Origin of the sequence: Rhizobium sp. AN5 (assembly GCF_900215255.1) — a bacterium.
GTDB classification, from domain to species: Bacteria; Pseudomonadota; Alphaproteobacteria; order Rhizobiales; family Rhizobiaceae; genus Agrobacterium; species Agrobacterium tumefaciens.
In genome coordinates, this window is the sequence record NZ_OCMJ01000004.1 from 121818 (window position 1) to 147003 (window position 25186).

At 59.3% G+C, this 25186-nt stretch carries 23 protein-coding genes and 1 tRNA gene; 16 read left to right on the top strand and 8 right to left on the bottom strand.

The genetic code is table 11. The features are described 5' to 3' along the window. Positions 1 to 56 precede the first annotated feature (56 nt). Both CRP02_RS12860 and CRP02_RS12865 read left to right on the top strand, forming a co-directional pair. The gene (locus tag CRP02_RS12860) at positions 57 to 917 is read left to right on the top strand and encodes an LOG family protein (RefSeq protein ID WP_097172757.1); all 861 of its coding nucleotides are present in this window, start codon (positions 57 to 59) and stop codon (positions 915 to 917) included. A 168-nt stretch (positions 918 to 1085) separates the two neighbouring features. Continuing rightward, positions 1086 to 3431 (top strand): methyl-accepting chemotaxis protein, encoded by a 2346-nt coding sequence (locus tag CRP02_RS12865; RefSeq protein WP_097172758.1) that lies wholly within the window; start codon positions 1086 to 1088, stop codon positions 3429 to 3431. Positions 3432 to 3502: 71 nt separating this feature from the next. Here CRP02_RS12865 and CRP02_RS12870 read toward each other — a convergent pair whose 3' ends face one another. Then, the gene (locus CRP02_RS12870) at positions 3503 to 4447 is read right to left on the bottom strand and encodes a nucleoside hydrolase (RefSeq protein ID WP_097172759.1); all 945 of its coding nucleotides are present in this window, start codon (positions 4445 to 4447) and stop codon (positions 3503 to 3505) included. Positions 4448 to 4659: 212 nt separating this feature from the next. Between CRP02_RS12870 and CRP02_RS12875 the strand changes: the two genes are divergently transcribed. Both CRP02_RS12875 and CRP02_RS12880 read left to right on the top strand, forming a co-directional pair. After that, a complete protein-coding gene (locus CRP02_RS12875; RefSeq protein ID WP_013635387.1) occupies positions 4660 to 5085 on the top strand; it encodes an Hsp20 family protein in 426 nt (141 codons plus the stop codon). Positions 5086 to 5141: 56 nt separating this feature from the next. Beyond that, a complete protein-coding gene (locus tag CRP02_RS12880) occupies positions 5142 to 5399 on the top strand; it encodes a DUF1150 family protein (protein WP_003493591.1) in 258 nt (85 codons plus the stop codon). Positions 5400 to 5442: 43 nt separating this feature from the next. Here the strand turns inward: CRP02_RS12880 and CRP02_RS12885 are convergent, their stop codons facing one another. Both CRP02_RS12885 and CRP02_RS12890 read right to left on the bottom strand, forming a co-directional pair. After that, positions 5443 to 6039 (bottom strand): EF-hand domain-containing protein, encoded by a 597-nt coding sequence (locus tag CRP02_RS12885; protein ID WP_025592284.1) that lies wholly within the window; start codon positions 6037 to 6039, stop codon positions 5443 to 5445. A gap of 122 nt (positions 6040 to 6161) precedes the next feature. After that, positions 6162 to 6875: a pyrimidine 5'-nucleotidase gene (locus CRP02_RS12890; protein ID WP_097171407.1), complete on the bottom strand. Its 714-nt coding sequence runs from the start codon at positions 6873 to 6875 to the stop codon at positions 6162 to 6164. 106 nt (positions 6876 to 6981) lie between these two features. Between CRP02_RS12890 and CRP02_RS12895 the strand changes: the two genes are divergently transcribed. Further along, positions 6982 to 7899 (top strand): DMT family transporter, encoded by a 918-nt coding sequence (locus CRP02_RS12895; RefSeq protein ID WP_035252051.1) that lies wholly within the window; start codon positions 6982 to 6984, stop codon positions 7897 to 7899. Between the two features lie 48 nt (positions 7900 to 7947). Here CRP02_RS12895 and argB read toward each other — a convergent pair whose 3' ends face one another. Further along, positions 7948 to 8832: an acetylglutamate kinase gene (gene argB, locus CRP02_RS12900; RefSeq protein WP_003514834.1), complete on the bottom strand. Its 885-nt coding sequence runs from the start codon at positions 8830 to 8832 to the stop codon at positions 7948 to 7950. Between the two features lie 359 nt (positions 8833 to 9191). Here argB and CRP02_RS12905 point away from each other — a divergent pair, with 359 nt between their 5' ends. Further along, positions 9192 to 9569: a hypothetical protein gene (locus tag CRP02_RS12905; protein ID WP_097171408.1), complete on the top strand. Its 378-nt coding sequence runs from the start codon at positions 9192 to 9194 to the stop codon at positions 9567 to 9569. A 13-nt stretch (positions 9570 to 9582) separates the two neighbouring features. Here CRP02_RS12905 and yihA read toward each other — a convergent pair whose 3' ends face one another. The 4 genes from yihA to rpmH are packed head-to-tail and all read right to left on the bottom strand — an operon-like array spanning position 9583 to position 12589. After that, positions 9583 to 10236 (bottom strand): ribosome biogenesis GTP-binding protein YihA/YsxC, encoded by a 654-nt coding sequence (gene yihA, locus CRP02_RS12910; RefSeq protein ID WP_003514838.1) that lies wholly within the window; start codon positions 10234 to 10236, stop codon positions 9583 to 9585. Next, positions 10233 to 12032, bottom strand: coding sequence for a membrane protein insertase YidC (yidC, locus tag CRP02_RS12915; protein WP_097171409.1), 1800 nt, complete (start codon positions 12030 to 12032; stop codon positions 10233 to 10235). The genes yihA and yidC overlap by 4 nt, the downstream gene beginning before the upstream one ends. Next, positions 12032 to 12415: a ribonuclease P protein component gene (gene rnpA / locus CRP02_RS12920; RefSeq protein WP_003514841.1), complete on the bottom strand. Its 384-nt coding sequence runs from the start codon at positions 12413 to 12415 to the stop codon at positions 12032 to 12034. Before rnpA ends, yidC begins: the two co-directional genes overlap by 1 nt. Positions 12416 to 12451: 36 nt before the next feature. Next, positions 12452 to 12589 (bottom strand): 50S ribosomal protein L34, encoded by a 138-nt coding sequence (rpmH, locus tag CRP02_RS12925; protein ID WP_013635393.1) that lies wholly within the window; start codon positions 12587 to 12589, stop codon positions 12452 to 12454. Between the two features lie 349 nt (positions 12590 to 12938). On the opposite strand from rpmH, the gene CRP02_RS12935 reads away from it, so the two are divergent. From CRP02_RS12935 to CRP02_RS12985, 10 genes are all read left to right on the top strand, one after another. Beyond that, on the top strand, positions 12939 to 14966 hold the full coding sequence (locus tag CRP02_RS12935) for a methyl-accepting chemotaxis protein (RefSeq protein WP_097172760.1): 2028 nt from the start codon (positions 12939 to 12941) through the stop codon (positions 14964 to 14966). Positions 14967 to 15221: 255 nt separating this feature from the next. Further along, positions 15222 to 16640: a sensor histidine kinase gene (locus CRP02_RS12940; protein ID WP_038492672.1), complete on the top strand. Its 1419-nt coding sequence runs from the start codon at positions 15222 to 15224 to the stop codon at positions 16638 to 16640. A gap of 217 nt (positions 16641 to 16857) precedes the next feature. Further along, positions 16858 to 16934, top strand: a tRNA-Arg gene (locus CRP02_RS12950). A gap of 173 nt (positions 16935 to 17107) precedes the next feature. Further along, a complete protein-coding gene (locus tag CRP02_RS12955) occupies positions 17108 to 17920 on the top strand; it encodes a class I SAM-dependent methyltransferase (protein WP_097171411.1) in 813 nt (270 codons plus the stop codon). A 217-nt stretch (positions 17921 to 18137) separates the two neighbouring features. Next, entirely contained in the window at positions 18138 to 19283 is a 1146-nt protein-coding gene (locus tag CRP02_RS12960) for an ABC transporter ATP-binding protein (protein WP_179784008.1), read from the top strand. Then, complete coding sequence (locus CRP02_RS12965) at positions 19280 to 20206, top strand: carbohydrate ABC transporter permease (RefSeq protein WP_097101409.1); 927 nt, start codon at positions 19280 to 19282, stop codon at positions 20204 to 20206. The genes CRP02_RS12960 and CRP02_RS12965 overlap by 4 nt, the downstream gene beginning before the upstream one ends. Beyond that, positions 20206 to 21027, top strand: a complete 822-nt coding sequence (locus CRP02_RS12970; RefSeq protein WP_003514860.1) for a carbohydrate ABC transporter permease — start codon at positions 20206 to 20208, stop codon at positions 21025 to 21027. The genes CRP02_RS12965 and CRP02_RS12970 overlap by 1 nt, the downstream gene beginning before the upstream one ends. 42 nt (positions 21028 to 21069) lie before the next feature. Then, positions 21070 to 22362, top strand: a complete 1293-nt coding sequence (locus CRP02_RS12975; RefSeq protein WP_025592292.1) for an ABC transporter substrate-binding protein — start codon at positions 21070 to 21072, stop codon at positions 22360 to 22362. Positions 22363 to 22428: 66 nt separating this feature from the next. Then, a complete protein-coding gene (locus tag CRP02_RS12980) occupies positions 22429 to 23229 on the top strand; it encodes a phosphodiesterase (RefSeq protein WP_097171412.1) in 801 nt (266 codons plus the stop codon). Between the two features lie 277 nt (positions 23230 to 23506). After that, entirely contained in the window at positions 23507 to 25003 is a 1497-nt protein-coding gene (locus CRP02_RS12985) for an acetyl-CoA hydrolase/transferase family protein (RefSeq protein ID WP_097171413.1), read from the top strand. The last annotated feature ends 183 nt before the right edge of the window (positions 25004 to 25186 follow it).

Below are 25186 nucleotides of genomic sequence, written 5' to 3' on the forward strand. Positions count from 1 at the left end.
TGGAAAGGCGTCAATGTGATTTGGGTGATTTGGCGCGTCAGACGAAAGGCATGGAAATGACACGACTGAAAAACGGCAAATTGCGGCGCAAGGACGGGGTATGGGACCCCTTGAAGCGCAGTGCTGCGGACAAACAGCAGGCCGAAGTCGTGCAGAAGACGCCGCAGTCGGATTCCGCGTCCTACCGGCTTGCCTATGTGGACATGGATTTTCTATGCCGCGAGGAATTGCGCCCTGTCAGGCTGCAACTGGAACTTCTGAAGACGGAGATGGCGCTGAGCGAGCGCGGGATCAAATCCACCGTCGTCCTGTTCGGCGGCGCCCGCATTCCCGAACCGGGCGGCGCGGCCTGGGCGGCGCGCAACGAGACGCAGAAGCGCAATCTGGAGCAGGCCTCGGTTTATTACGAGGAAGCGCGCAAGTTCGCCCGGCTTTGCACCGACTATGGCGCGAAATCCGACCACCTGGAATATGTGGTCGTTACCGGCGGCGGTCCGGGTGTCATGGAAGCGGGCAATCGCGGCGCTGCCGATGTGGGAGGCCCGTCGATCGGCCTCAACATCGTTCTGCCGCATGAGCAGGCGCCCAACCCCTATGTCACGCCGGAGCTGAGCTTCAACTTCCACTATTTCGCCATCCGCAAGATGCATTTCCTGATGCGGGCGAAGGCCGTGGTGATCTTCCCCGGCGGTTTCGGCACGCTCGATGAACTCTTCGAGACGCTGACACTGATCCAGACGAAGCGCATGGCGCCCATTCCGCTCATCCTGTTCGGAGAGAAATTCTGGCGCTCCGTCGTCAATTTCGAATTCCTCGCGGACTTCGGAACCATTGCGCCCGAAGATATGGAGCTGCTACATTTCGCCGAAACGGCCGACGATGCATGGAACATCGTCTCCGCCTATTACGAACATTGATTTTTTGCTTGGCGCGACGAAGTAATTTTAGGGGTTAATTAGCAAACATAACCTAATTTTGCCTCGTCGCGATGCAGCACACTGTCCCATTCTGGACGGGCCTCCATGACGGAGATTTCTCATCCGTTGACGCCAGCCTTTTCGGCCGGCGATTTGATCGAGGCCAAAATGTTCAATTTCAAAGTGAAGTCGCTTGCGACCAAGCTGATCCTTGTAACCGGCTGTGCAATCACCACGGTCCTTGTCGCATCGAATTCCTTCCTCATTTCCCAGACCAGCGACCGTGTCCATTCGCTGACCATGGATCAGGCGAACACCGAGGCACGCGCCATCGCCAACGTCATCGCCGCCGATGTCGGTGAACTCGGTAGCGCCGCCCGCTCCATGGCCGGTATCATCGGCCGTGCGCACCAGGCGAAATCGATGGACCGCCCCGGCATCGTCAACATCCTCAAGGCCAATGTCGAGCAGAATGCTTTCGCTTTCGGAAGCTGGTTCTGTGAGCAGCTGGGCCTTTTCGACGGACAGACCACGGAGATCGCTAACAGGCTCGATCTCGGCACCAATGCAACAGGTGCATTTGCCCCCTACTGGTCGAAGACCCAGAAGGGCGACATCCAGTTTTCGACCTTCAAGAACGATTATGCGGCGGAATGGTATTCGCTTGCTGCCAAATCCGGCAAGGGCGCCATTACCCAGCCCTATCTGGCCGAAGGCACGGAAGTGCCCACCACAATGACCTCGCTTGCCTATCCCGTCATGTCTGATGGTAAGATGATCGGTGTGGCGGGGGTCGATATCTCGCTGGCGGCTCTGTCGCAGAAGCTGCAGGCGCTGCATCCTTTCGAAACCGGCCGTGTGACACTCATTTCGCAGGGCGGCCAATGGCTGGTACCGCCGACGCCCCAGCAGAACATGAAGGCCTATGACGGAGAGGGTGCCAGCACCGTTCAGGCGGCGATCACATCCGGCAAGCAGGGCCTGATCGAAAATCTCGGCCTTGATACCGACGCGCCCTATAACCGCCTTGTCTATCCGTTTGCGGTTCCGGGCCTCAATGCCACCTGGGTGGTTCTGGTGGATATCCCGCATCAGGCGTTGAACGCGCCGGTGCAGGAGCAGACTTATCTGATGATCCTTGGGGCGATCGTCATTCTTGCGGCGGTTATTGCCGCGCTCTATTTCTCCGTCCGCTATTTCGTCCGCAATCCGCTCGCCTCGCTGGTCTCTGATGTGAAAACACTGAGCGACGGCCGTTACGATGTGCCGGTTTCCGGACAGGACCGCAGGGATGAGACGGGCGCGGTGGCAACGGCTCTGGAAGGCTTCCGTGCGAAACTTGCCGGTATCCGCGAAATGGAAGCGGATGCCGCCGTGCAGCGTGGCAATGCGGAAACGGAGCGCCACAGGTCCGAATCCGAGCGCAATGAGAACAGCCGGATGCAGCAACATATCGTGAGCGTACTCGGTGCAGGTCTCAATGCGCTCTCGCAGGGCAATCTGACCTATCGCATCGAGGACCAGTTCCCCGGTGAATATGCAAAGCTGCGCAACGACTTCAACTCGGCGCTCGCCAGCCTCGAGGAAACCGTTTCCACCGTCAACGGAACCGTTGCCAGCATCGGCAACGGCACCGGCGAGATCACCCGCGCTGCGAGCGATCTCTCCCACCGCACGGAACAGCAGGCTGCAAGCCTGGAAGAAACCGCTGCCGCCCTCAACCAGCTGACTGCGCAGGTCAATTCCAGTGCGGAAAACGCAGCGCAGGCGGCGACAGCTGTCAGCAATGCCTGCGACGACGCCGGCAAGTCGGGCGAGGTCGTACAGCAGGCCGTCAGTTCCATGGAAGGCATCGCTCAATCCTCGGCGGAAATCTCCCGCATCATTGGGGTAATCGACGAAATCGCTTTCCAGACCAACCTTCTGGCGCTGAATGCCGGCGTGGAAGCCGCCCGTGCGGGCGAGGCTGGCAAGGGTTTTGCCGTGGTCGCGCAGGAAGTGCGTGAACTGGCGCAACGTTCCGCGACGGCCGCCAAGGAGATCAAAGGTCTGATCAACACCTCCGCAAGGCAGGTGGGCGAGGGCGTCCAGCTGGTCGGCAAGGCCGGCGAGACGATGAGAAAGATCGCCGATCAGGTTCTGCAGATCAACCAGCTGATACGGCAGATTTCGGCCTCCGCCAGCGAGCAGGCGGTCGGTCTCAAGGAAATCAATTCCGCCGTCACCCAGATGGATCAGGTCACCCAGCAGAATGCGGCCATGGTGGAAGAAACAACGGCGGCAAGCGTGACGCTGAACAGCGAGGCGGAAACGCTGAAATCGCTCGTTGCCGGTTTCTCCGTATCCGGCGGTCATTCCAGCCAGTCGAGTCAGCAATTGCGCGCCACCGCGGCGGCAATGCGTGCGCCTGTCGCCCCGCCACAGGCATCGGGTCGCTCGGCTGCAACCCAACGTGCCCGCCCAAGAACCAGCGGCGCAAACGCGCTGGCACAGGATGACTGGACCGAGTTCTGAGAATATCCCGTGGTTCCAAATGAAAGGGCCGCTGGTCATGCCAGCGGCCCTTTTTCATGTCTGCGTTCCCATCAGAGGCGGGCGAAACGTTCCGTCAGCAACTCGAAGAAGCCGTCCGCATCCACATTGCGCATCACGCGGGCGTTGACCGGGCGCTCGGTCACCCGCCACCAGTCCACCACCGTCATGCCCATGGTGAGTTCGGAATTGACCTCGATTTCGACATTGCAATCGCGGCCCTGAAACAGCTCGGGCTTGAGGAGATAGGCGATGACGCTTGGATCGTGCAGGGGGCCGCCGTCCGAACCGTATTTCTCGATGTCGAAACGTTCGAAGAATTCCAGCATTTCCGCCATGGCGATTGCCGGGCGTGTGCCGATATCGCGAATGCGGCTTACACGCGCCTTGGTGGTCAGCAGCTGGTGGGTTGCGTCAAGCGGCATCACGACGATGGGCACGCCGGAACGGAAGACGATATCGGCAGCCTGCGGATCGACATAGATGTTGAATTCCGCAGCCGGTGTGATGTTGCCGCCTTCAAAGAAGCCGCCACCCATCATCACCAGTTCCTTGACGCGGCCGGCAATCTCGGGGGCCTTCTGCAAAGCCAGCGCCACATTGGTCAGCGCGCCGAGCGTGCAGAGCGTCACGGTGCCCGCAGGCTCTCGCAGCAGCGTTTCGATGATGAAATCGACGGCGTGCTGCTTTTGTGTCTCCATCGTCGGCTCGTCGAGAACCGGGCCATCAAGGCCGGTGCTGCCGTGAACATGCTCGGCAGTGATGGGCTTTCGCACCAGTGGCCGCTCGGCACCCTCATAGACGGGAATATCGGTGCGGTCGCACAATTCGCAGATGATGCGGATGTTGCGGCTGGTCAATTTCAGCGGAACATTGCCGGCGACGGCGCACAGACCGAGAATTTCAATTTCCTCCGGGCTTGCGAAAGCCAGCATGATCGCTGCCGCGTCGTCCTGCCCTGGATCCGTGTCGATGATGATTTTTCTGCGTTCTGCCATGTCTTGCCCGCCGTTGAGATAAGGCGCTTTTTTCGAGCGGCGGACGCTCACTTGTCAAGTCTCATTCCTCCGCATGCCTGGCTTTGCCTGGTGGCACCGCCTTGCGCATCGTGGTTTTGCTTCCCATATTGCGTAGAGCCGGTAAGATTGACCGGCAGGGTTGCCGGAAGCGGGACCGCGAAACGTCGCTTGGTTGCAAGGACAGAGACGATATGAGCCGCATGACGCCATTCACCCACCCGCTTTTGCTGGGTTTTGATGCCATGGAAAAAACGCTGGAGCGTATGGCGAAGGCCAATGATGGCTATCCTCCATACAACATCGAGCGCCTGCCCGGCGGTGAAGACGTGCCGGAACGCCTGCGTATCACGATTGCAGTCGCCGGTTTTTCGCAGGACGATCTGGATGTGACGACGGCCGACAACCAGCTCGTCATTCGCGGTCGCCAGCAGGAGCAGGAAAAGCGGGATTTTCTATACCGGGGTATCGCTGCCCGACAATTCCAGCGGGTCTTCGTGCTTGCAGACGGCATGCAGGTGAGGGACGCGCGCCTGCGCAACGGCCTTCTTGCCATCGATCTGGTGAAGCCCGAAATTTCAAACGTGGTAAAGAAAATTAATATTTCCGTCTCAGAGTAGAACGTGAACGCCGGAATCCGACACGAATCGCTCGGCGTGAAGAAGGAGGCTGAAATATGCTTTTAAAAGAAGCGCATGCGCGTCTCACCCGGTCCCAGCTCGCTCATATCGGCGAGGGAGAAGTGGGCTATATCCGTAAAATCCGTGCGGAAGACGTAAGCCGCTGTTTCCCGGAAGCGCCTGATCTTGATCCGCAACTCGATCTCTGGGCCCTGTTTGGCGCGGATGGCACGCCGATCCTCCTGACAGACAATCGTTCCAGCACGTTTTTCAAGGCTGCCGAAGACGATCTGAAAACCGTCAGCCTGCATTGAAAGGAAAAAAGCCCGCCGATTGAGCGGGCTTTTTCTTGTGTGATTAAAGGAATGGGCGGTCTGGCATATCATCGATGGAGATGACGCCGTCCTTGTTCCTGTCCAGCCGTTCGAACATTTTTTCGCCGGCTGCGGTGAATTCGGCCTTGCTGACCTGGCCGTTTTCATCGGTGTCGGCCATGCGCATCATCGCGAACGCCCCACCCTTGCCGCCATGCTTGCCCCAGCCCTGACGTCCGCCATGTTCGCGTTCGGCGCGCTTGCCCTCAGGTCCCTTGCCTTCGCCCGCTTTGGCGTCAGCAGCCTCTGGGCGCGGATGAGCCGCACGGAACGCCTCCATTTTGGCCTGGCGGTATTCTCGCATTTCCTTTGGCGTGATCGAACCGTCCTTGTCCTTGTCGATCTCGGCAAAAAGTGCGTCCTGACGTGCGGCGAACTCTTCCTTGGTAATCTTGCCGTCCTTGTTGGTGTCGGCCACCTTCAGCAGCTGAACGAACGCCAGTTCCGGGCGGAACGGCATGCGCTCGCCGTGGCCTTTGCCATGCGCTGGCGGGGCGGCAAAGCTGGCCGTTGCGGCCGAGCCGAGCAAGAGGGCTGCGCCAAGAGCAGAGAGTGCGATCTTTCGTGTAGACATCGTCATTACCTTCCGTTGGTGTCCCTGAAGAGGAAGATAGTGGCGCAGGCGGCAGTCCACTACTTAAACATCCGTAAGGTGCATGAAGCTTCGGTAATGTCGTCTGCGCTCGATTTCGATGTTGCCGGTCAGCGGGTGATCGTTTTGGTCAGGAAACCGGTCAGATCGTCGGTGATGTAGTCGATATGCTCATCCGTCGCAGCGGGGATCTCCCAGCGCTCCATGATGACGCCTTCGAGGTTCGAAGGAACGAGCAGCACGGTCTTCATGCCGAGTGCCTTGGGTGCCGCGAGATTGCGCGGCAGGTCCTCGAACATGGCGGCTTTTCTGGTGTCGAGCTTTGCAAGTGCCGCAAACTTCTCATAGGTCGCGCTGGCCGGTTTTGGCAGATAGTCCGCGGCGACGATATCGAAAATATCCTCGAAATGGTCGAGAATGCCGAGCGCGCCCGCCGCTGCCTGCGCATGTTTTACGCTGCCATTGGTGAGGATGAACTTGCGGCCCGGCAACGCCTTGATTGCCTCGCCGAGCTCCGGATGCGGGCTCAGTGCGGAATAGTCGATGGCATGCGCGCGCTCCAGAAACTCGTCCGGGCTGATGCCGTAGTGGATCATCAGGCCCTGAAGCGTGGTGCCATGTTCGTGGTAATAACGCTTCTGAAGCGCGCGAGCCTCGTCGGGGTCGAGCTTTAAAAGCTCTGCAACATAGGCCGTCATGTTACGATCGATCTGGGAAAACAGATTGACGTGATGCGGATAGAGCGTGTTGTCGAGGTCGAAGACCCATTCGCTGACGTGGGCGAAATCGGCGGCATCGGGCAGGTTTTTCGGCTTTGTGTCCATGGGCAGCTTTATGCCCGTTTCGAATGCCGAAGAAAATCGAAAAGACGACGACAGACGGGAAAATCGGGCTTGGCTGCGGCCTCCGGCGCATGATACCGCCAAGACCATGGAACTCTGGATAGGCATAACCTTCGCAAGCGCGTTCTTGCAGAACCTGCGCTCAACCCTGCAAAAGCACCTGAAGGGCATGATGGGCACCACGGGCGCGACTTTCGTGCGCTTCGTTTTCGGAATGCCCTTCGCTCTTGCCTATCTCGGTTTTCTGCATGGTGTACTTGGCCGGCCGCTGCCGGTGCCGAACATGTCATTCGCTGTCTGGGCGATGGTTGGGGCCATGGCGCAGATCGCCGCCACTTTCCTGTTGGTGCACCTGTTTTCCTTCCGCAACTTCGCGGTTGGCACGGCCTATTCCCGAACTGAACCGGCGCAGGCGGCGTTGTTTGCGCTGATTTTCGTTGGTGAAAGCGTCAACGGCGGCACTCTTGCGGCCATCGCTATTTCGGTGGCCGGCGTCATGCTGATTTCGGTTGCGCGCACGGAAGTGACCCCTGCCTCCATTCTCACCTCCATCTTCAGCCGGACGGCGGGCATCGGCCTCGCCTCAGGTGCGTTCTTCGGCCTCTCATCGGTGGCCTATCGCTCTGCCTCGCTGGCTTTGGCACCCAGCCTGCCGGCACCGGATGCGGTGATGCAGGCCGGCTTTACCCTCGTCGTTGTCATCGTGACGCAGACCTTGGCGATGTTCTTGTGGATCGTATGGCGGGAGAGGGACGAATTGCGGCGGATCGCGAAGGCGTGGAAACCGTCGCTTGCGGTCGGTTTCGTGGGGGCCACGGCGTCATTCGGCTGGTTCACGGCGATGACGTTGCAACAGGCGGCTGTGGTCAAGGCGCTGGCGCAGGTGGAGATGCTCTTCGCCTTCGCCTCGACCGTGCTCTTCTTCAAGGAAAAGATCAACCGGCTCGAACTCTCGGGCTGTCTGCTGATCGTGCTCGGCGTGCTGTCGCTTCTGATATTCGGCTGAAAGTGTCGTCGTGGCGGACAGGCATTCCCGTCCGCCACATGAACCATATCAGGGCACGATGAGCGTGCCGGCGCCTTCCGTGAAGATTTCCAGAAGAACGGAATGGGCGGTCTTGCCGTTGAGGATCACCACGCCCTGAACACCGGCCTTGATGGCCTCGATGCAGGTCTCGACCTTCGGGATCATCCCACCGGAAATCGTGCCGTCCTTGATCAGCGCACGCGCCTGGGAGACCGTCAGTTCCTTGATGAGTTCCTTGTTCTTGTCGAGAACACCAGGCACGTCCGTGAGGAACAGGAGGCGGGTGGCGTTGAGCGCACCGGCAATGGCGCCGGCAAAGGTGTCCGCATTGATGTTGTAGGTGGCGCCATCGCGACCGGGAGCAACGGGAGCGATGACCGGGATCATCTCCGACTTGGCAAGCAGGTCGAGCAGGGTGCGGTCGACCTCGACGACTTCACCGACAAAACCAAGATCGAGAACGCGTTCGATATTGCTGTCGGGATCGACGACAGTCTTTTTCGCCTTTTCGGCGAAGACCATGTTGCCGTCCTTGCCGCATAGGCCAATGGCCCATTCGCCCGTCTGGTTGATGAGCGCGACGATCTCCTTGTTGATCGAGCCGGCCAGAACCATTTCGACGATCTCGACTGTTTTGGCATCGGTGACGCGCAGGCCGCTTTCGAACTTCGATTCAATGCCCATCTTCGTCAGCATTGCACCGATCTGCGGGCCGCCGCCGTGCACGACGATGGGGTTGATACCGGACTGCTTCAACAGGGCGATATCTTCCGCAAAAGCCTTTCCAAGTGTGGAGTCGCCCATGGCATGACCGCCATATTTCACCACGATGGTCTTGTTCTCATATTTCTGCATAAAGGGCAGAGCCTGTGCGAGCAGCCGCGCCTGAGTCTCGCTTTCGGAAGCAGTCATGGAAAAACCTCGGTCTGTGGTTGCGGCCCTTGAGAGCCTGTCATCGCTCTACAGCATCGGCGCAAAAATCGGAATCGATTTTTGCGGTGCAGGATGCGCAGATTCGACATGTCGACGCGTTTGCAAGGACAGGTGAATGCGCGGGGTGGATGAATGAAATAACCTCCGGGCCATATTGTGTCGGCGCATAGTAAAATTCCGCTTTTGGGCCGCCCACGGCGCGTAATAAGATTGACATAAAGCACCAATCGGACCAGCCTTGTGGCAAGCAGGGGAGGGGTTATTCAGCAGAGCGACGGAGGATCGTTGCGCATCGCAAAAACGATGCTGGCCTGAACGACCGAGGAGTTTGAAAACATATGACCGTACCGGATCGAGACAAGCAAAGCGGTTTGCGGGACGAAGTACTCGCTGGCGAATATGTGCTGGGTGCCTTGCCACCGGAAAGCATGGCGGAGCTTGCAAAACGCGTCAAACGCGACCGCCAGTTTGCGGCCATAGTCAGGCGCTGGCGGGACAATCTGGCGGAAACCGAATATCGCGAAAGAGCGGGCGTTGCAGCCCTGCTTGACAGGGATCCGCTTCGTTCCGGTCTGCCATTCAAGGGCCAGCCGCTTCGCAATGGCAGCATATTCGCCGCGATGCTTCTTGAGGTGTGGAATTCCGTGCGTTTCTGGCGGCTTCTGGCATTGACGGCGATGCTCTGGACCGCCGTCCTGCTTTTCACCATCGCCTGAAGGCGACGGTCTTTTAGAGAGAAACCGTTCGTACGATCTCGGCGCGCAGGCTATCCAGCCCGAAGGATTTCTCCGACGAGGTGGCGAGAACTTCCGGATAGGCGGCGGGACGCTTGCGGATTTTCTCCAGCGTCTCACTGATCAGCCGGGGAACGCCAACGTCCTTGATCTTGTCCGTCTTCGTCAGCACGACCTGATAGGACACGGCCGCCTTGTCGAGCAGGCCAAGAACTTCCTCGTCGTTCTTTTTTATGCCATGGCGGGAATCGATCAGCACGTAGACGCGCTTCAGCGTCGCACGTCCACGCAGGTAATCGAAGACGAGCTTCGTCCAGGCATCGACGTGGTCCTTCGGCGCCTGCGCATAGCCGTAACCCGGCATATCGACCAGCGCCATCGGCGGCAGGTCGCCCGGCTCACCGGAATAACCCTCAGGAACGAAGTAGTTCAGTTCCTGCGTGCGTCCGGGTGTGTTGGAGGTACGGGCAAGGCCTTTGTGGCCCACCAGCGCATTGATGAGCGAAGACTTGCCGACATTCGAACGTCCGGCGAAGGCAATCTCCGGCGGGCCTTCGGGCGGCAGGAATTTCATCGCGGGAACGCCGCGAATGAATATCCAGGGTCGCCCGAAGAGGGGCTTTTCGGTTGCCGGGCCGGTTTCACTCATTTCGATTGCACCGGCTTTCGCTTGAATAGCCCTTTGAGATTATCGAACAGTTCGATTTTGGCACCGTGACGCTTCATGATGAGGGCCTGCTGCGAGATCGACAGCGTGTTGTTCCATGCCCAGTAGATAACCAGACCGGCGGGGAACGAAGCCAGCATGAACGTGAAGATCAGCGGCATCCAGGTGAAGATCATCGCCTGTGTCGGATCGGGTGGGGTCGGGTTCATGCGCATCTGCAGGAACATCGTGATGCCCATGACGAGCGGCCAGACGCCGATCATCAGGAAGTGCGGCACGTCGTAGGGCAGAAGGCCGAACAGGTTGAACAGCGAGGTCGGATCTGGCGCGGAAAGGTCGTGAATCCAGCCGAAGAACGGTGCATGCCGCATTTCGATGGTGACGTAGATGACCTTGTAGAGCGCGAAGAAGACCGGAATCTGCAGCAGCATCGGCCAGCAGCCGGCAACCGGATTGATCTTCTCTTCCTTATAAAGCTGCATCATCGCCTGCTGCATGGCCATGCGGTCATCGCCATGCTTGGCCTTCAGCTCTTCCATCTTCGGCTGCATGCGCTTCATGTTCGCCATGGATGCATATTGCTTGCTGGCGAGCGGGAAGAAGAGAGCCTTGACGACGATGGTGGTCAGGAGGATGGCCACACCGAAGTTGCCAAAATAACGGAAGAAGAAATCCATCATTTTGAACATCGGCTTGGTGATGAAGTAGAACCAGCCCCAGTCGATCAACAGGTCGAACTTCGGAATGGAATATTCGGTTTCATAGCGGTCAACCAGCGGCACTTCCTTGGCACCGGCGAAGACAAGGCTCTTCAGTTCGATGGACTGGCCGGGTTCGACTGTCATCGTGTCGCTCTTGAAATCGGCCTGGTAGCTCGGCTGATTGCCCTTGATGTGCGAGTAACGCGTTTCGAACGGCGTCATCTGCGGCGGCACAATGGCAGCGGCCCAATATTTGTCGGTGATGCCGAGCCAGCCGCCGGTCGCCTTGGCAACCGTTACCGGGGTTTCTTCGACATCCTTGTATTTTTCTTCCGTCAGGCTGCCGTCTTTGCCCGAGACGCCGAGGAAGCCTTCATGGATGACGAAAACGGGCGGTATTGCCGGCTTGTTGTTGCGCGTCACGCGGCCATAGGTGGCAAAGGATACGGGCGCCTGTCCGGGGTTCTCGACCTTGTCGTTGACCGTGATCATGTAATGCTGGTCGATCGAAACGGTACGGGAGAAAACGACGCCATTCTGGTTGGCATACTTCAGCGTAACCGGTGTGGTCTCCGTCAGCTTGTCGCCGCTTGCGAGGGTCCACACGGTCGCAGGACCGGGAACGCTGCCGGCATCGGCACCGCCAACGTAACCGAGTTCGGTGAAGTAGCCGTCCTTGGTGTCGGAAGGCGAAAACAGCGTGATGATCGGGCTCGAGTCATCGACGGTCTCATGGTAGCCCTTGAGCCGGATGTCATCGAAGCGGGCGCCGGTCAGATTGATCGAGCCGGCGATGGCGTTGGTGTCGATGGCGACACGCTGGCTTTTTGCGATCGCTTCTTCACGCGTCGCCGTGGCGGCGGCCTGCGTGGAGGAGGCAGGCGGTGCGCCGTCGACGGTCACGCCGGGTGCGGCACCCGGTGCCGGCTGTTGCTGCGTTGTCTGCTGCTGCGCCTGGCGGGCCTCTTCGGCGCGGCGCTGCTGCTCGATGCGCGGATTCATGTAAAGGAATTGCCAGGCGAGGACGATGACAACCGAAAGGGCTATCGCGATGAAGTAATTGCGGTTCTTTTCCATCATTCTTTCCTGGAGCGGGTGTCCTGGGACCGTTTCGGTTTCGCCGTTCCTTCAATTCGCTCGGTAAGGAGAGACTGAAGTTTGGGGAAGGCCGTCTCGAGCACGTCCCTGCGGGCGACAATCACATAGTCATGGCCGGGCTTCATTGCGAATCCGGCAGAAAGCCTGACGGCTTCCTTGAGACGGCGGCGCATGCGATTTCGCTCGACCGCGTTGCCTTGTCTTTTCGTTACGGTGAAACCGACCCGAGGTTCGGTTTCCGGGGTTTTCCGGTCGAGGACCTCCAGAAGAAAGGTGCCTCCCCGACGCTTTTCCCCCGTCTGCACGGCAAGAAAATCCGACCGGTTTTTAAGCCGGCCGGGCAGTTTTTTTGTCTTGCTCATGTGCCCGCGACTTTCATCGGGCCACAGAGACGGCAATTAAGCCGACAGACTTGCGCGGCCGCGCGCACGGCGGGCTGCGAGAACTTTGCGACCGCCGGCAGTAGCCATACGGGCACGGAAACCATGACGACGCTTGCGAACAAGCTTGGATGGCTGGAATGTACGCTTCGACATTTATTTAATACCGCGGTGTGCGGCCCTTCTTGAATTTGCACTATTTGCAAGAGCGTTTCGTTTTTTGCACGGCTAACCCCGCCTGGGCGAGCTTTTAATGGCCGAGCGTGCGCGGCTTATAAGGGCATAGGCCGAGCAAAGTCAATTGCCGAAGGGGTTTTCGCGCTTCACCTTTTGCGGAAGCGCCATGAAATCGGCTTCGCGCACGGGCGCTGCGGGCGCATTCCGATCGCACGATCGGTAAATTCTGAAATTCTTTCTTAAGACGGCATTGATAAATATTGTGGTGGGAAAAGTTATGCCAGCTTCCCATTTTCCATCGTGCGGCTGGCTTTTTGGGGGAACGAAATTGAGAATTCGCGGTCGTATCAATCTTCTTGTCGGGCTTATGAGCCTTGTGGCCTGCACCATCGGCGGCCTGTCCATATATGCGGTCAGCGAATTTCAGGTGCGCACGGTCGGATACGAAAAGGCAGCGGAGCGCGCCTATAAGGGTGAAGCGCTGAACCGGCTTGTGACTGCGGTCGTCATGGAGGCGCGCGGGGTCTACGCTGCGCCTGATATCGAAAAGGCGGCACCTTTTGCTGATGGCATCGTCAAGAACCTCGACGCCATGGAGAAGCTGATCGCAACCTGGACCCCTCTCGTTCCGGCGGAACAGAAGGCGGCCTTCGACAATCTCTCCAGCCGCTTCAAGGAATTCAAGGCCTTCCGTCTGGAAACGGCGCGGCTTGCCCGCGAGGCCGGCCCGCAGGCCGCCAACCAGCAGGGTAACAACGACGCGAACCGGGCCAACCGCAAAGCCTATCAGGCGGAAATCGATGCTGTCGTGAAGAATGACATCGCCGGGCTTGAAGCCGTCAAGGCGGGCATCGACGGCTTTGTGACGACGACCTTCTGGCTGGTCATCATCGTCACCGGCAGCGGCATATTGGCGGGCGCGGCGTTCGGCCTCTACATCGGAGCGCGGCAGCTGAGTGCGCCCATCCGCAAGGTTTCGGAAGTGATGAATGCCGTTGCGGACGGAAATCTGGACGCGGACGTACCCTATCTCGGCCGGACCGACGAAATCGGGGAAATGGCAGCGGCAGTCGAAGTCTTCAAGAAGAACGGTCGTGAAGTGCGCCGCATGAATGCGCAGGAAACCGCCATGCGTGCCAAGAGCGATGACCTGCAGGCCGGCATGGCCGTTGTCGTCGACGCTGCGGCCCAGGGCGATTTCAGCCGCCGCATCAACAAGGATTACGGCGACGAAAACCTCAATCGTTTCGCTGCGACGATCAATGCCCTGCTCACCGGCGTGGACAATGGGGTTTCCGAGACCAGCCGCGTCATCGAAGGTCTGGCGCGGGGCGATCTGACGGAAAAGATGGATGGCGAGTTCCGCGGCGTGTTCGCCGAGCTCCAGACCAATGTCAACGAGACGCTGGCCAAGCTGCGGGAGACGATGCGGGAAGTGCGCAGCAGCACGGAAGGCATCAGCGGCAATGCGAACGAATTGCGTTCGGCGGCCGACGACCTTTCGAAGCGGACGGAACAGCAGGCTGCGGCACTGGAGGAAACCTCCGCTGCCCTCGACGAAATCACCGCGGTCGTTCGCAATTCCACGGATCGGGCACAGGAAGCCAGCACCATGGTGGCCGAGACCAAGCAGAAGACGGCAGAATCCGCGAATGTCGTGCGCGATGCCGTCTCCGCCATGGATCGGATCGAGAATGCCTCGCGGGAAATCAGCCAGATCATCAATGTCATTGACGAGATCGCCTTTCAGACCAACCTTCTGGCGCTGAACGCCGGCGTTGAGGCCGCGCGTGCGGGTGAGGCGGGCAAGGGCTTCGCTGTCGTCGCACAGGAAGTGCGTGAACTGGCGCAACGCTCCGCGACGGCTGCGAAGGACATCAAGGCGCTGATCACCAAATCCGGCGAAGAGGTCGGACGCGGTGTGTCGCTGGTGCAGAGAACCGGCAGCGCACTGGGCGAGATCGAGACCCGCGTTCTGGCGATTAACGAACATATCCATTCGATCGCCACGGCGGCGCGGGAACAGTCGACCGGCCTGCATGAGGTGAATACCGCCATCAACCAGATGGATCAGGTGACGCAGCGCAATGCCGCCATGGTCGAGGAAACCTCGGCCGCAACCCACAAGCTGAGCGGTGAGGCGGGCCATCTCGTGACGCTGGTGTCGCGCTTCAAGGTCGGCGTAGAGGATGGTCAGATCCGCTCTCGCGCAGAACAGCCGATGCGGCCCGTGGCGGTGTCCGGAAGGGCAGCGGCCGTGGCCTCTCCGGCACGTAAATTGATGAGCAGCGTCAGCCGCGCTCTCAACGCCCAACCAGCCGCTGCTGTAGCGAACGGGGACTGGCAGGAGTTCTAAGCCATTCCGCCTGCGGTGTCGCTTGAGACAGGTTCTACGTCAAACGCCGCCCTTCCGGGCGGCGTTTTGTTTTTCAGGCGATGGAAACGTTTGTTTTGCAACGCATTTGAAAAATATCTGTTAGGTCCTATTATCGTGCTTGCATATAAACCGAGCCGTTCCACCGAAGCGGCGGCGCGCATACAGGATCAGGGCCCGGTGTTTTCTAAAGGCGTAGACAGCTTGGACGGCACGGAAGACAATCCGGTGCACTGCATGCCGGGATTGACCGGGGGGCTTTCCGGGCGCCTGCTGTTGCTCACCGTTATTTTCGTGATGATTGCCGAAGTGCTGATCTTCGTGCCTTCGGTCGCCAATATGCGCCTTTCATGGCTGCGGGACCGTCTGAACACGGCCGCAGCAGCCGGCGCGGTGATCGATGGCTTGCAGGCCGAATTGCCGCGGAGCGTGCAGAACGACACGCTGATGGCCACCGGGGCGAAGCTGATTGCGCTGCGCAAGGATGGCACATCGCGCCTGCTTGCCGTGGCGGAAACGCCGCCCGGGGTTGATGAGCAATATGATCTTTCCGATGTCTCGCAACTGGCGGCGGTGCGGGATGCCTTTTCCACATTGCTGTTTGGCGGCAATCGCGTCATCCGCGTTTTCGATGTGGTCGGAGACAGCGACACCATCATTGAACTCGTGCTGGGTGAAAACAAACTACGGGCGGCGATGCTGGCTTATGCCCGCAATGTTTTCCTGATCTCCATCGTCCTGTCGCTTGTCACCGCCGGTCTCATCTTCGTTTCCATCAACCGCATCATGATCCGGCCCATACGTCGCCTGACGCTTGGCATGCAGCGTTTTTCCGAGGAACCGGGCAATCCCGAGCGGATTTTCGTGCCGGAGGAGGGAAGCGACGAGCTGTCCGTCGCGGGCCGTCACCTGGCTGACATGCAGACGGAGTTGCAGAAAACCCTGCGGCAACAGAAAAACCTCGTGGATCTCGGTCTGGCGGTTTCGAAGATCAACCACGACATGCGCAATATCCTGTCATCCGCACAGCTCATGTCGGACCGGCTGGTGGACGCCAAGGATCCGATGGTCAGGAGCTTTGCGCCGAAACTGCTGCGCACGATCGACCGCGCCGTGGCCTATACAACCGAGGTTCTTGCCTACGGGCAGGCGACGGAGGGCGCGCCGAAACGCAAGACGGTGCAGTTAAGTCTTCTGGTACGGGATGTGCGTGACATTCTGGCGCTCGATCCGGAAAGCGGTATCGAGTTTCACGATAGCGTGCCGCCCGATCTCACCGTCGATGCGGATGCCGAGCAGCTTTTCCGGGTGATCCACAATCTCTGTCGCAACGCTGTTCAGGCACTGCAATCCGACACGGCGAACGCGGCGCCTCGGCATCTGTCGATTGCAGCGCAGAGGGCAGGCAACGTCGTCAGCATCGTGATAGACGACAATGGGCCGGGAATGCCGCGCAAGGCGAAAGAGAACCTGTTTTCCGCCTTCAGGGGATCGGCCCGCTCCGGCGGCACCGGTCTCGGCCTCGTCATCGCGCGGGAACTTGTGCTTGCCCATGGCGGCACGATAGCACTTGTCGAAAAACCCGGTCCCGGCACGCAGTTCCGCATCGAGATCGCTGACCGCGCCGCCTCCGTACACGCCGCTCGAACCGCCTGATGACTTCGCCTGAAGAAGGTCCTGCGCAATCGCCGCACCTCGCGGAATATGCGCCCCATACGGCCACTCAAAAATGCCCTTGATGGAATTTATAATATAATCAATAGGATACATGAATTGCTGCGGAAAAATGACAATTTCGAAACGAAATCGCTTGCAATCGGAATGAGGACGTTTTAGAGGATCGCCACGCCACCGGAAATGACCGGAACGGCACGCACCCGTAGCTCAGCTGGATAGAGCACCAGACTACGAATCTGGGGGTCAGGAGTTCGAATCTCTTCGGGTGCGCCATTTCTCTTTCCGCAAAAATATAATGATACGGCCTTTCCCAAGGCTGTTTGTCGTGTCGATAGAATATCGGCACCGTTGGCATCTCCGTAAAACCCACGTGGCCGAACAGATTCCGAATTTCCCGTATATGTGCTAAAGTTCCGGGGTCATCAGCTGACCGCAGGGTGAAAGCCATGTTGGAAACGGACAAGGTTTTTGCCGGGTCTATCCCGGAAAACTACGACCGCTATATGGTGCCGTTGATTTTCGAGCCATTCGCCCGCGATCTGGCACGGCGGGCGGCGGCGTTAACGCCGATCAATGTTCTGGAAATCGCCGCAGGTACCGGGGTCGTCACGCGGGAACTGGCGCCCGGATTGCCGCCCGCGGCAAATTATGTCGTGACAGACCTCAACCAGCCGATGCTCGACTTTGCGGCGTCGCGCAAGGTGCCCAACAATCGCATCCAGTGGCGCCAAGCCGACGCTCAGGCGCTGCCGTTCGAAAATGCTGCTTTCGATCTTGTTATCTGCCAGTTCGGTGCGATGTTTTTTCCCGACCGCCCGTCTGCCTATCGCGAAGCGAAGAGGGTGCTGAAGCCCGGCGGCCATTATTTATTCAACGTATGGGACCGAATCGAGGAGAATCATCTCGCGAATGAGGTGACGAACGCCCTTGCAAGCCTGTTTCCCGACGATCCGCCGCGCTTCATGGCCCGCACCCCGCACGGCTACCACGATACGACATTGATTCGTGGTGAGCTGGAAAGTGCCGGCTTCTCTCTCGTGGTGATCGAGACGATAGCGGCGCAAAGCCGTGCATCGTCACCGCGCATTCCTGCCATCGCCTATTGTCAGGGAACCGTTCTCCGGACCGAAATCGAAGCCAGAGGGCCGGGAAAACTTGAAGCCGCGACGGACTGCGCCGCATCCGCCATTGAAGCGCGCTATGGCAGCGACGAAGTCGTCGCCAGAATTCAGGCTCATGTGATTCTTGCAGCCGTTTAGAAACCGGGCCCGCGAGGCACGCAAGGCCGGTGAACAGGCGTCAAGCTCGGATAGTCGAACTGCCCCCTGATATTAGCAGTTTTTTGTGAAGGTCGGTATCTCAGGGCGTGGCGATGAGCCGGGATTGCCGGGCTTTTCAGTGTCACGGAACTTTCTGCAAACCTTCGTCATATTGTCATACAATATAAGCATATGCGCTCCAGAAAAGGAGCGCAGAATGACGCCACAATCACTTGAACTTTCGGGTATCGGAAAAGGCTTTGGAGCTGACGATGTTCTGAAAGAGATCGATCTCTCCATCCGTCCCGGAGAATTTTTGTCCCTCGTCGGCATGTCCGGCTGCGGCAAGTCAACGCTGCTGCGCATCATCGCGGGGCTGGAAACGCCGGATCGCGGTTCGGTGACGATCGGCGGTCAGGATGTGACGGAGATCGATCCAAGTGATCGCAATCTGGCGATGGTGTTTCAGTCCTACGCGCTTTATCCGCATATGAGCGTGCGCCAGAACATCGCGACGCCGCTTCGGATGCGACGTCTGCCGCTTGCTGCACGCTTGCCGCTGATCGGAAGATTTGCGGCGCCTGCCGAAACTTTGCGCCAGATCGATGCTGCCGTCGAACAGGCGGCCGAGACCCTGCAGATCGCGCATCTGCTGGACCGCAAGCCGGCCCAGCTTTCAGGCGGCCAGCGCCAGCGAGTGGCTCTGGCCCGGGCACTGGTGCGCTCGCCTGCCGCATTCCTGATGGATGAACCGCTCTCCAACCTCGATGCAAAGCTTCGCGCCCACATGCGCGAGGAGCTTGCCGGGCTGCACCGGCGGTTGGGCGCGACGTTTATCTACGTCACCCATGACCAGATCGAAGCGATGACAATGTCGGACCGCATCGCGCTGATGTCGGAAGGTCGTATCGAGCAACTGGGCACGCCGGACGAGCTTTACCGGAAACCGGCGACACTGACGGTTGCGCGCTTCATTGGCACGCCGTCGATCAACCTGCTGCCGGTGGAAATCCATGCTGGAGGTAAAGTCACGGCTTTCGGCCGCGATCTTGGTGTGGAGGCTTCTGGTCGTGATGCCGGCCCGGCGACGCTTGGCCTTCGCGCCGAAGATTTGCGCCCGGGCACCGAAGGCTTCGCAGTGCGGGTGACCCGCAGCGAAACCCACGGTGCGGACCGTTTCGTAAGCTGCCGCCTGTTGAGCGACGAGACGGTGGCCATCACACTGCGTCAGGCAGCAGGTGAGGTACTGGGCGCCGATGAGAACGGCGTGATGAATCTCGGTTTTGCACCGGAGCGCGTGCATCTTTTTGCCGCAGACGGCCTGCGTCGCAAGACGACGGTGCGTGAAATGGTGCCGGCATGACGGCGGTTGATTTTTCCTCGGCCACGCGCACAAAGTCTCGCCCGCGCCTCTCGAAGGCGGACCGGCGGATGATCTGGCGTGGCCTGATGTTCGCAGCACCGGCAAGTCTGCTGCTTTTGGCGATCTATATCGTTCCCATATTCGTTCTGGCCGGTTTTTCCGTCACAGATTACAAGCTCGGCGCACTCTCCACCCGCTTTGTGGGTCTCGACAATTTCGTCAAGGCTTTCCACGATCCGGTCTTCCTGCGCGCGCTGGCGAATACGGCCATTTATGCGGTCATCGTCATTCCCTTCGGCGTGTTCCTGGCGCTCGGCGTGGCCTTGCTCGTTTATAATCGCAAGCGCAGCCGCGCCTTCTGGGAAGTCGCTTATTTCCTCCCCGTCACCGCAACGCTCGTCGCCATGGCGACCGTGTGGCAATTTCTGCTGCATCCTTCGCTTGGCCCGGTGAATGCGGCGATCAAGTGGTTCGGTTTCGAGCCAGTCGCGTTCCTCTCCAACCCCGTTCTGCTCATTCCGACCATGGCGCTGATGGGTGTCTGGCAGGTTCTGGGCTTCAACATGGTGCTGTTCCTCGCCGGCCTCACCGCCATTTCGAAGGATTTGCACGAGGCATCGAGACTGGACGGCGCTAAAAACCCGATCGACCGGTTCCTGACGGTGACTTGGCCGATGCTGGGGCCGACGACGATGTTCGTGGTGGTCACCACCTCAATCTCGGCCTTCAAGGTCTTCGAGACGGTTGCCGTGCTGACCAAGGGCCGCTTCGGTTCCGAAACCCTGCTTTTCGATCTCTATCTTGAAGGGTTCGAATATTCCAACACCGGTTATGCCGCCGCGCTGACGGTGATCTTCCTCGCGATCGTGTTGATCCTCTCGATCGGCCAGACGCTGCATATGGACCGGAAGGTGCACTACTGATGGCCGCGCTTCGCAAATACTTCCCGCATCTCGTGCTGGCACTCGGCGCTTTCGTGATGCTCCTGCCGTTCTACTGGATGATGTTGACGTCGATCCGCTCGCCTGCGGAAATATTCGACGTCTCGCTCTGGCCGATCCCGGCGAAATTCGATGCCGTCGAGAACTACACCCGGGCGGCGAGCCAGGTGCCGATGGCGCGTTTCATGCTGAACGGTGTCATCGTCTGCGTCGGCATCCTTGTCGTGCAGGTCCTGACATCGGTGCCGGCGGCCTATGCGCTGGCGAAGCTTAGGTTTCCGGGTCGCAAGCTGCTGCTGGGTCTCATCATCGCGGCACTCTGCGTGCCAATTCAGGCACTTGCCCTACCGCTTTTCGTCGGTCTGGCGAAGACGGAACTGCTGAACACCTACTTCGCGATGATGATGCCGTTCTTCCTGTCGGTCTTCGCCATCTTCCTGTTCAACCAGTCCTTCCGCAGCTACCCGGATGAAATCATCGAAGCGGCCCGCATGGATGGTTTTTCGGAAATGGAGATTTGCTGGGGACTGGTGCTGCGCGGCTCGCTGCCTTCGCTCGCGGCTTTCTCGATCTTCTCGCTCGTCGCCCACTGGAACGACCTTTATTGGCCGATGATCGTGGTCTCCGACACCAATCTCGCCCCGCCGCCGCTCGGCATGATGCTTTTTGCGGATGTCGAATCCGGCGCCAATTACGGTGCCCTGATGGCGGGCGCAACACTGATTACCGCGCCAATGGTGCTGTGCTTCCTCCTCGCACGGCGGCATTTCATCGCCGGTATTACCATGACCGGCGTCAAGTGACGTCGTTCGAACTCCTCCTCCCAACCCATTTTGGAGAATGACATGAAAATCAACCGACGCGCTCTGATGGGCGGTCTGGCACTCGGCGTGGCCTTTGCAGGCCTCGCTACGCCGGTTCTTGCCAACGAAATCACGCTGAACGTTCTCTACAACCTGCCGGGTTTCACGAAATTCCATCAGCCGCTGGCCGATGAATTCATGAAGAAGAACCCGGATGTGAAGATCAACTTCCTCGCTCCGGCCGCAGGCTACAATGAAGGCCAGCAGCAGGTCTTGCGCTCCGCCGTCACGGGCAATCTGCCTGATGTTTATTTCTCGGGTTACAACCTGACGGCGGAACTGGTGCACACGCTCGCACCGCGCAACCAGATCACCGATCTTAGCCCCTTCATCCAGGCTGAAGGCGGTCAGGCCTTCCTCGACAAGAACTACAGCCCGAAGATGGCCGCACTCGGCCAGATCGACGGCAAGCAGTACGGCCTGCCGGTCAACGCTTCCTCGCCGATCATCTACATCAACTCCGACCTCGTCACCAAGGCTGGCGGCGACCCGGACAAGATGCCGACGACCTTCCCGGAGCTGATCGCTCTCGCCAAGAAGATCAAGGCACTCGACCCGAAGTTTGCGGGCATGAGCTACGACATCAATGGCTGGCCGGATGACTGGTTGTGGCAGGCGCTCGTTTTCGAACAGGGCGGCAAGCTCGTTGACGAAAAGACCAAGACCGTTGCATTCGACAATGAGATCGGCCTCAACGCCCTGAAAATGACCCGCCAGTTCGTCACCGAAGGTGGCCAGAACCTGCTCGACTGGGACCAGTCGCGCCAGCAGTTCGGTGCAGGCCTTACCGGCTTCATCTTCTCGACGCCCGCTCACGTTCAGACAATCCAGGGTCTGGTTGGCGATCGCTTCAAGCTGAAGACGGCAACCTTCCCGCTCGACAACAAGGAAAAGGGCGGCGTGCCGACCGGCGGCAACTCTGCCGTTATCCTGACGCAGGAAAAAGCCAAGCAGGACGCTGCCTGGAAGTACCTGAAGTGGATCACCGGCCCCGAGGCGCAGAACACCATCGTGCGCATCACCGGCTACCTGCCGACCAATAAGCTGGCAACCGGCGCTGACTTCCTGGCTCCCTATTACGCCGAGAACCCGAATGTGAAGACCGCTTCGCTGCAGGCTGACCGTTCTCTGCCGTGGGCCGGTTATCCCGGTGGTGATTCCGTCCGCATCTGGCGCACCCAGCGCGATATCATCGGCACCGTCATGCGCGGTGAAGTGTCGCCGGAAGCCGGTCTCAAGCAGATCGTCGAGCAGACCAACGCCCTGCTGAAGTAAGCGACACCATCGAAAAGGCTGCGGGAAGCACATTCCCGCAGCCATTTTTATGCAGAGAGACCGACAATGAAGATCATCCAGATCACTGATACCCATCTTTTGCCGCCAGGCATCGCGATAAACGGCGTGGATCCCGAGAAGCAGCTGCGCGGGGCGATATCAGATATCGTCGAAAAACACGCCGACGCCGACCTTCTGGTGATGACGGGCGATCTTTGCAATTACGGCGAGCCGGAGGCCTATGACCTCCTTCGCGACATTTTGGCGCCCGTGTCCTTGCCCGTGCGGCTGATGCTCGGCAATCACGATCGACGTCCGGAATTCGTGGCGGCCTTTCCCGAACAGCCACGGGATGAAAACGGCTATATCCAGTCCTTTATCGATACCGAATTCGGCCGGCTGCTGTTTCTCGACAGCCACGAGGCCGATGTCATCGGCGGCATGTACGGTGCGGATCGCCTGACATGGCTGGACAAGGCGCTTGAAGGCGCTGGCGACCTGCCCGTGACGGTTTTCGTTCACCACCCGCCAATGGATTGCGGTATCCGGCATTTCGAAAACATCGGCATGCATGATGACGGCGCGGTTATGCAGCGTCTAGGCAGACATCCGGCCGGCGTGCGCCATATTGTTTTTGGCCATATCCACGTTCCGATGGCGGGCACCAGCGCCGAAGGCATCGCCTATAGTTCCGGCCAGGCCTGCGCGCATCGCTTCATCACCGATATCGAGGTTGTCGATCCCCTGTGGACCGGCGGCAACCCCTGTTACCGGGTGATCAGCCTCGGTGCATTCGGCCTCCGTGCCTATGATGTCGAGGTAGGGCAGGTCGTGCTGGGCCAGGCCTCCGCATGCGAAGGCCCCTGATTGCAGGCAATAGCTGAGGCAACCCTCCTGTATGTGACGAGGCGATCCATACGCCTCATCAGCGGTTGCGGTCGGCTGCGATGCTGCGATGGCCCTGCAGCCTGTCGCGCCGATGCGCCACTTGCGGTCTGTCGATCAGATTTGATGGATCAAAGCCATGGTCCCGTTCACACCCTTGATCTATGTCAGTTTCATCGTTGAAACTCCGCGCCATAGTCACTGGTGAGGTGGCCAGCCACGTGACGCGCCATCTGGAATGCAGATCATGGAGAAGTGCATGCTTGAAAAGCGTATCCGCAACGCGTCCCTCTTGAACAGGATAGTCAGCGCTGAAGAGGCTGCCGGCCTCATTCAGGATGGCATGACGGTGGGCATGAGCGGCTTTACGCGGGCCGGCGAAGCAAAGGCGGTGCCGCTGGCGCTGGCCGAGCGTGCGAAGACGCACCCGATGAAGATCACCCTGATGACCGGTGCATCGCTTGGCAACGATCTCGACAAGACCATGGTGGAGGCGGGCATGCTGGCGCGCCGTATGCCGTTTCAGTCCGACCCTGCTTTGCGCAAGGCGATCAATGACGGCAAGGTGATGTTCATCGACCAGCACCTTTCTGAAACGGTCGAGCAATTGCGCGGCGGCCAGATCCACGGCGTCGATGTTGCCATCATCGAGGCGGTAGCGATTACGGCGGACGGCGGTATCGTGCCCACCACATCCGTCGGTAATTCGGCGAGCTTTGCCATTCTGGCCGAAAAGGTCATCGTTGAGATCAATCTGTCGCAACCCGACGTTCTCGAGGGGTTGCATGATATTTTCATCCCCGCAAAACGCCCGACCCGCATGCCCATTCCGGTGGTGGCAACGGACAGTCGCGTCGGTCTGCCGTTCATTCCGGTGCCGCCGGAAAAAATCGCCGCAATCGTCCTCAGCGACAAGAGCGACAGTTTTTCGACGGTGCTGCCGCCTGATGACGAGACCAAGGCGATTGCCGGCCATCTCACCGAATTCCTGCTGAATGAGGTCCGTCATGGCCGCATGACCCACGAACTCCAGCCGTTGCAGGCCGGTATCGGCACCATCGCCAATGCCGTCATGCACGGTTTCATCGATACGCCGTTTCACGATCTCAAAATGTATTCGGAAGTTCTGCAGGATTCGACCTTCGAGCTTTTCGATGCTGGCAAGCTTACTTTCGCCTCCGGTTCATCGATCACGCTCTCCTCCGCCATGAACGAACGGATCATGCCGCGACTGGCCGATTACAAGAGCAGGCTGATCCTGCGTCCGCAGGAGGTCAGCAATCACCCGGAGGTCATCCGCCGTCTCGGCATCATCGGCATCAACACCGCGCTGGAATTCGATATTTATGGCAACGTCAATTCCACTCATGTCGGTGGCACTCACATGATGAACGGCATTGGCGGCTCGGGGGATTTTGCCCGCAACGCCTATATGTCCATCTTCGTCACCAAGTCGATTGCCAAGGGCGGGGCCATCTCCAGCGTCGTGCCGATGGTTAGCCATGTCGACCATACCGAACATGATGTGGATATTCTGGTCACGGAAATCGGGCTGGCCGATCTGCGCGGCCTTGCCCCGCGTGAGCGCGCTGCGGTCATTATCGCAAATTGCGTGCACCCCCACTATCGCGATGCCCTGACGGACTATTTCGAGCGGGCGGTGGCACGCGGCGGACATACGCCGCACCTCATTGAAGAGGCGTTGTCCTGGCACAATGCCCTTCGCGAACGGGGCACGATGCTGCCGCAGCGATAGAACTCGCCTGCACGTCACAATCAAGTCTCCCGGCTCCGCACAGCGGGAAATTGGGTCTGTTTGGACACACCGGCGCGGAAATCTCCGTGCTTCCGCGATGGTTGCTGGCGCGGCAGTTCCGCCTCCGGTAGAAATTCCTGTCCTCTGGCCGCTATCCGGTTGCCTTTGGGTTGCAGGAGAATG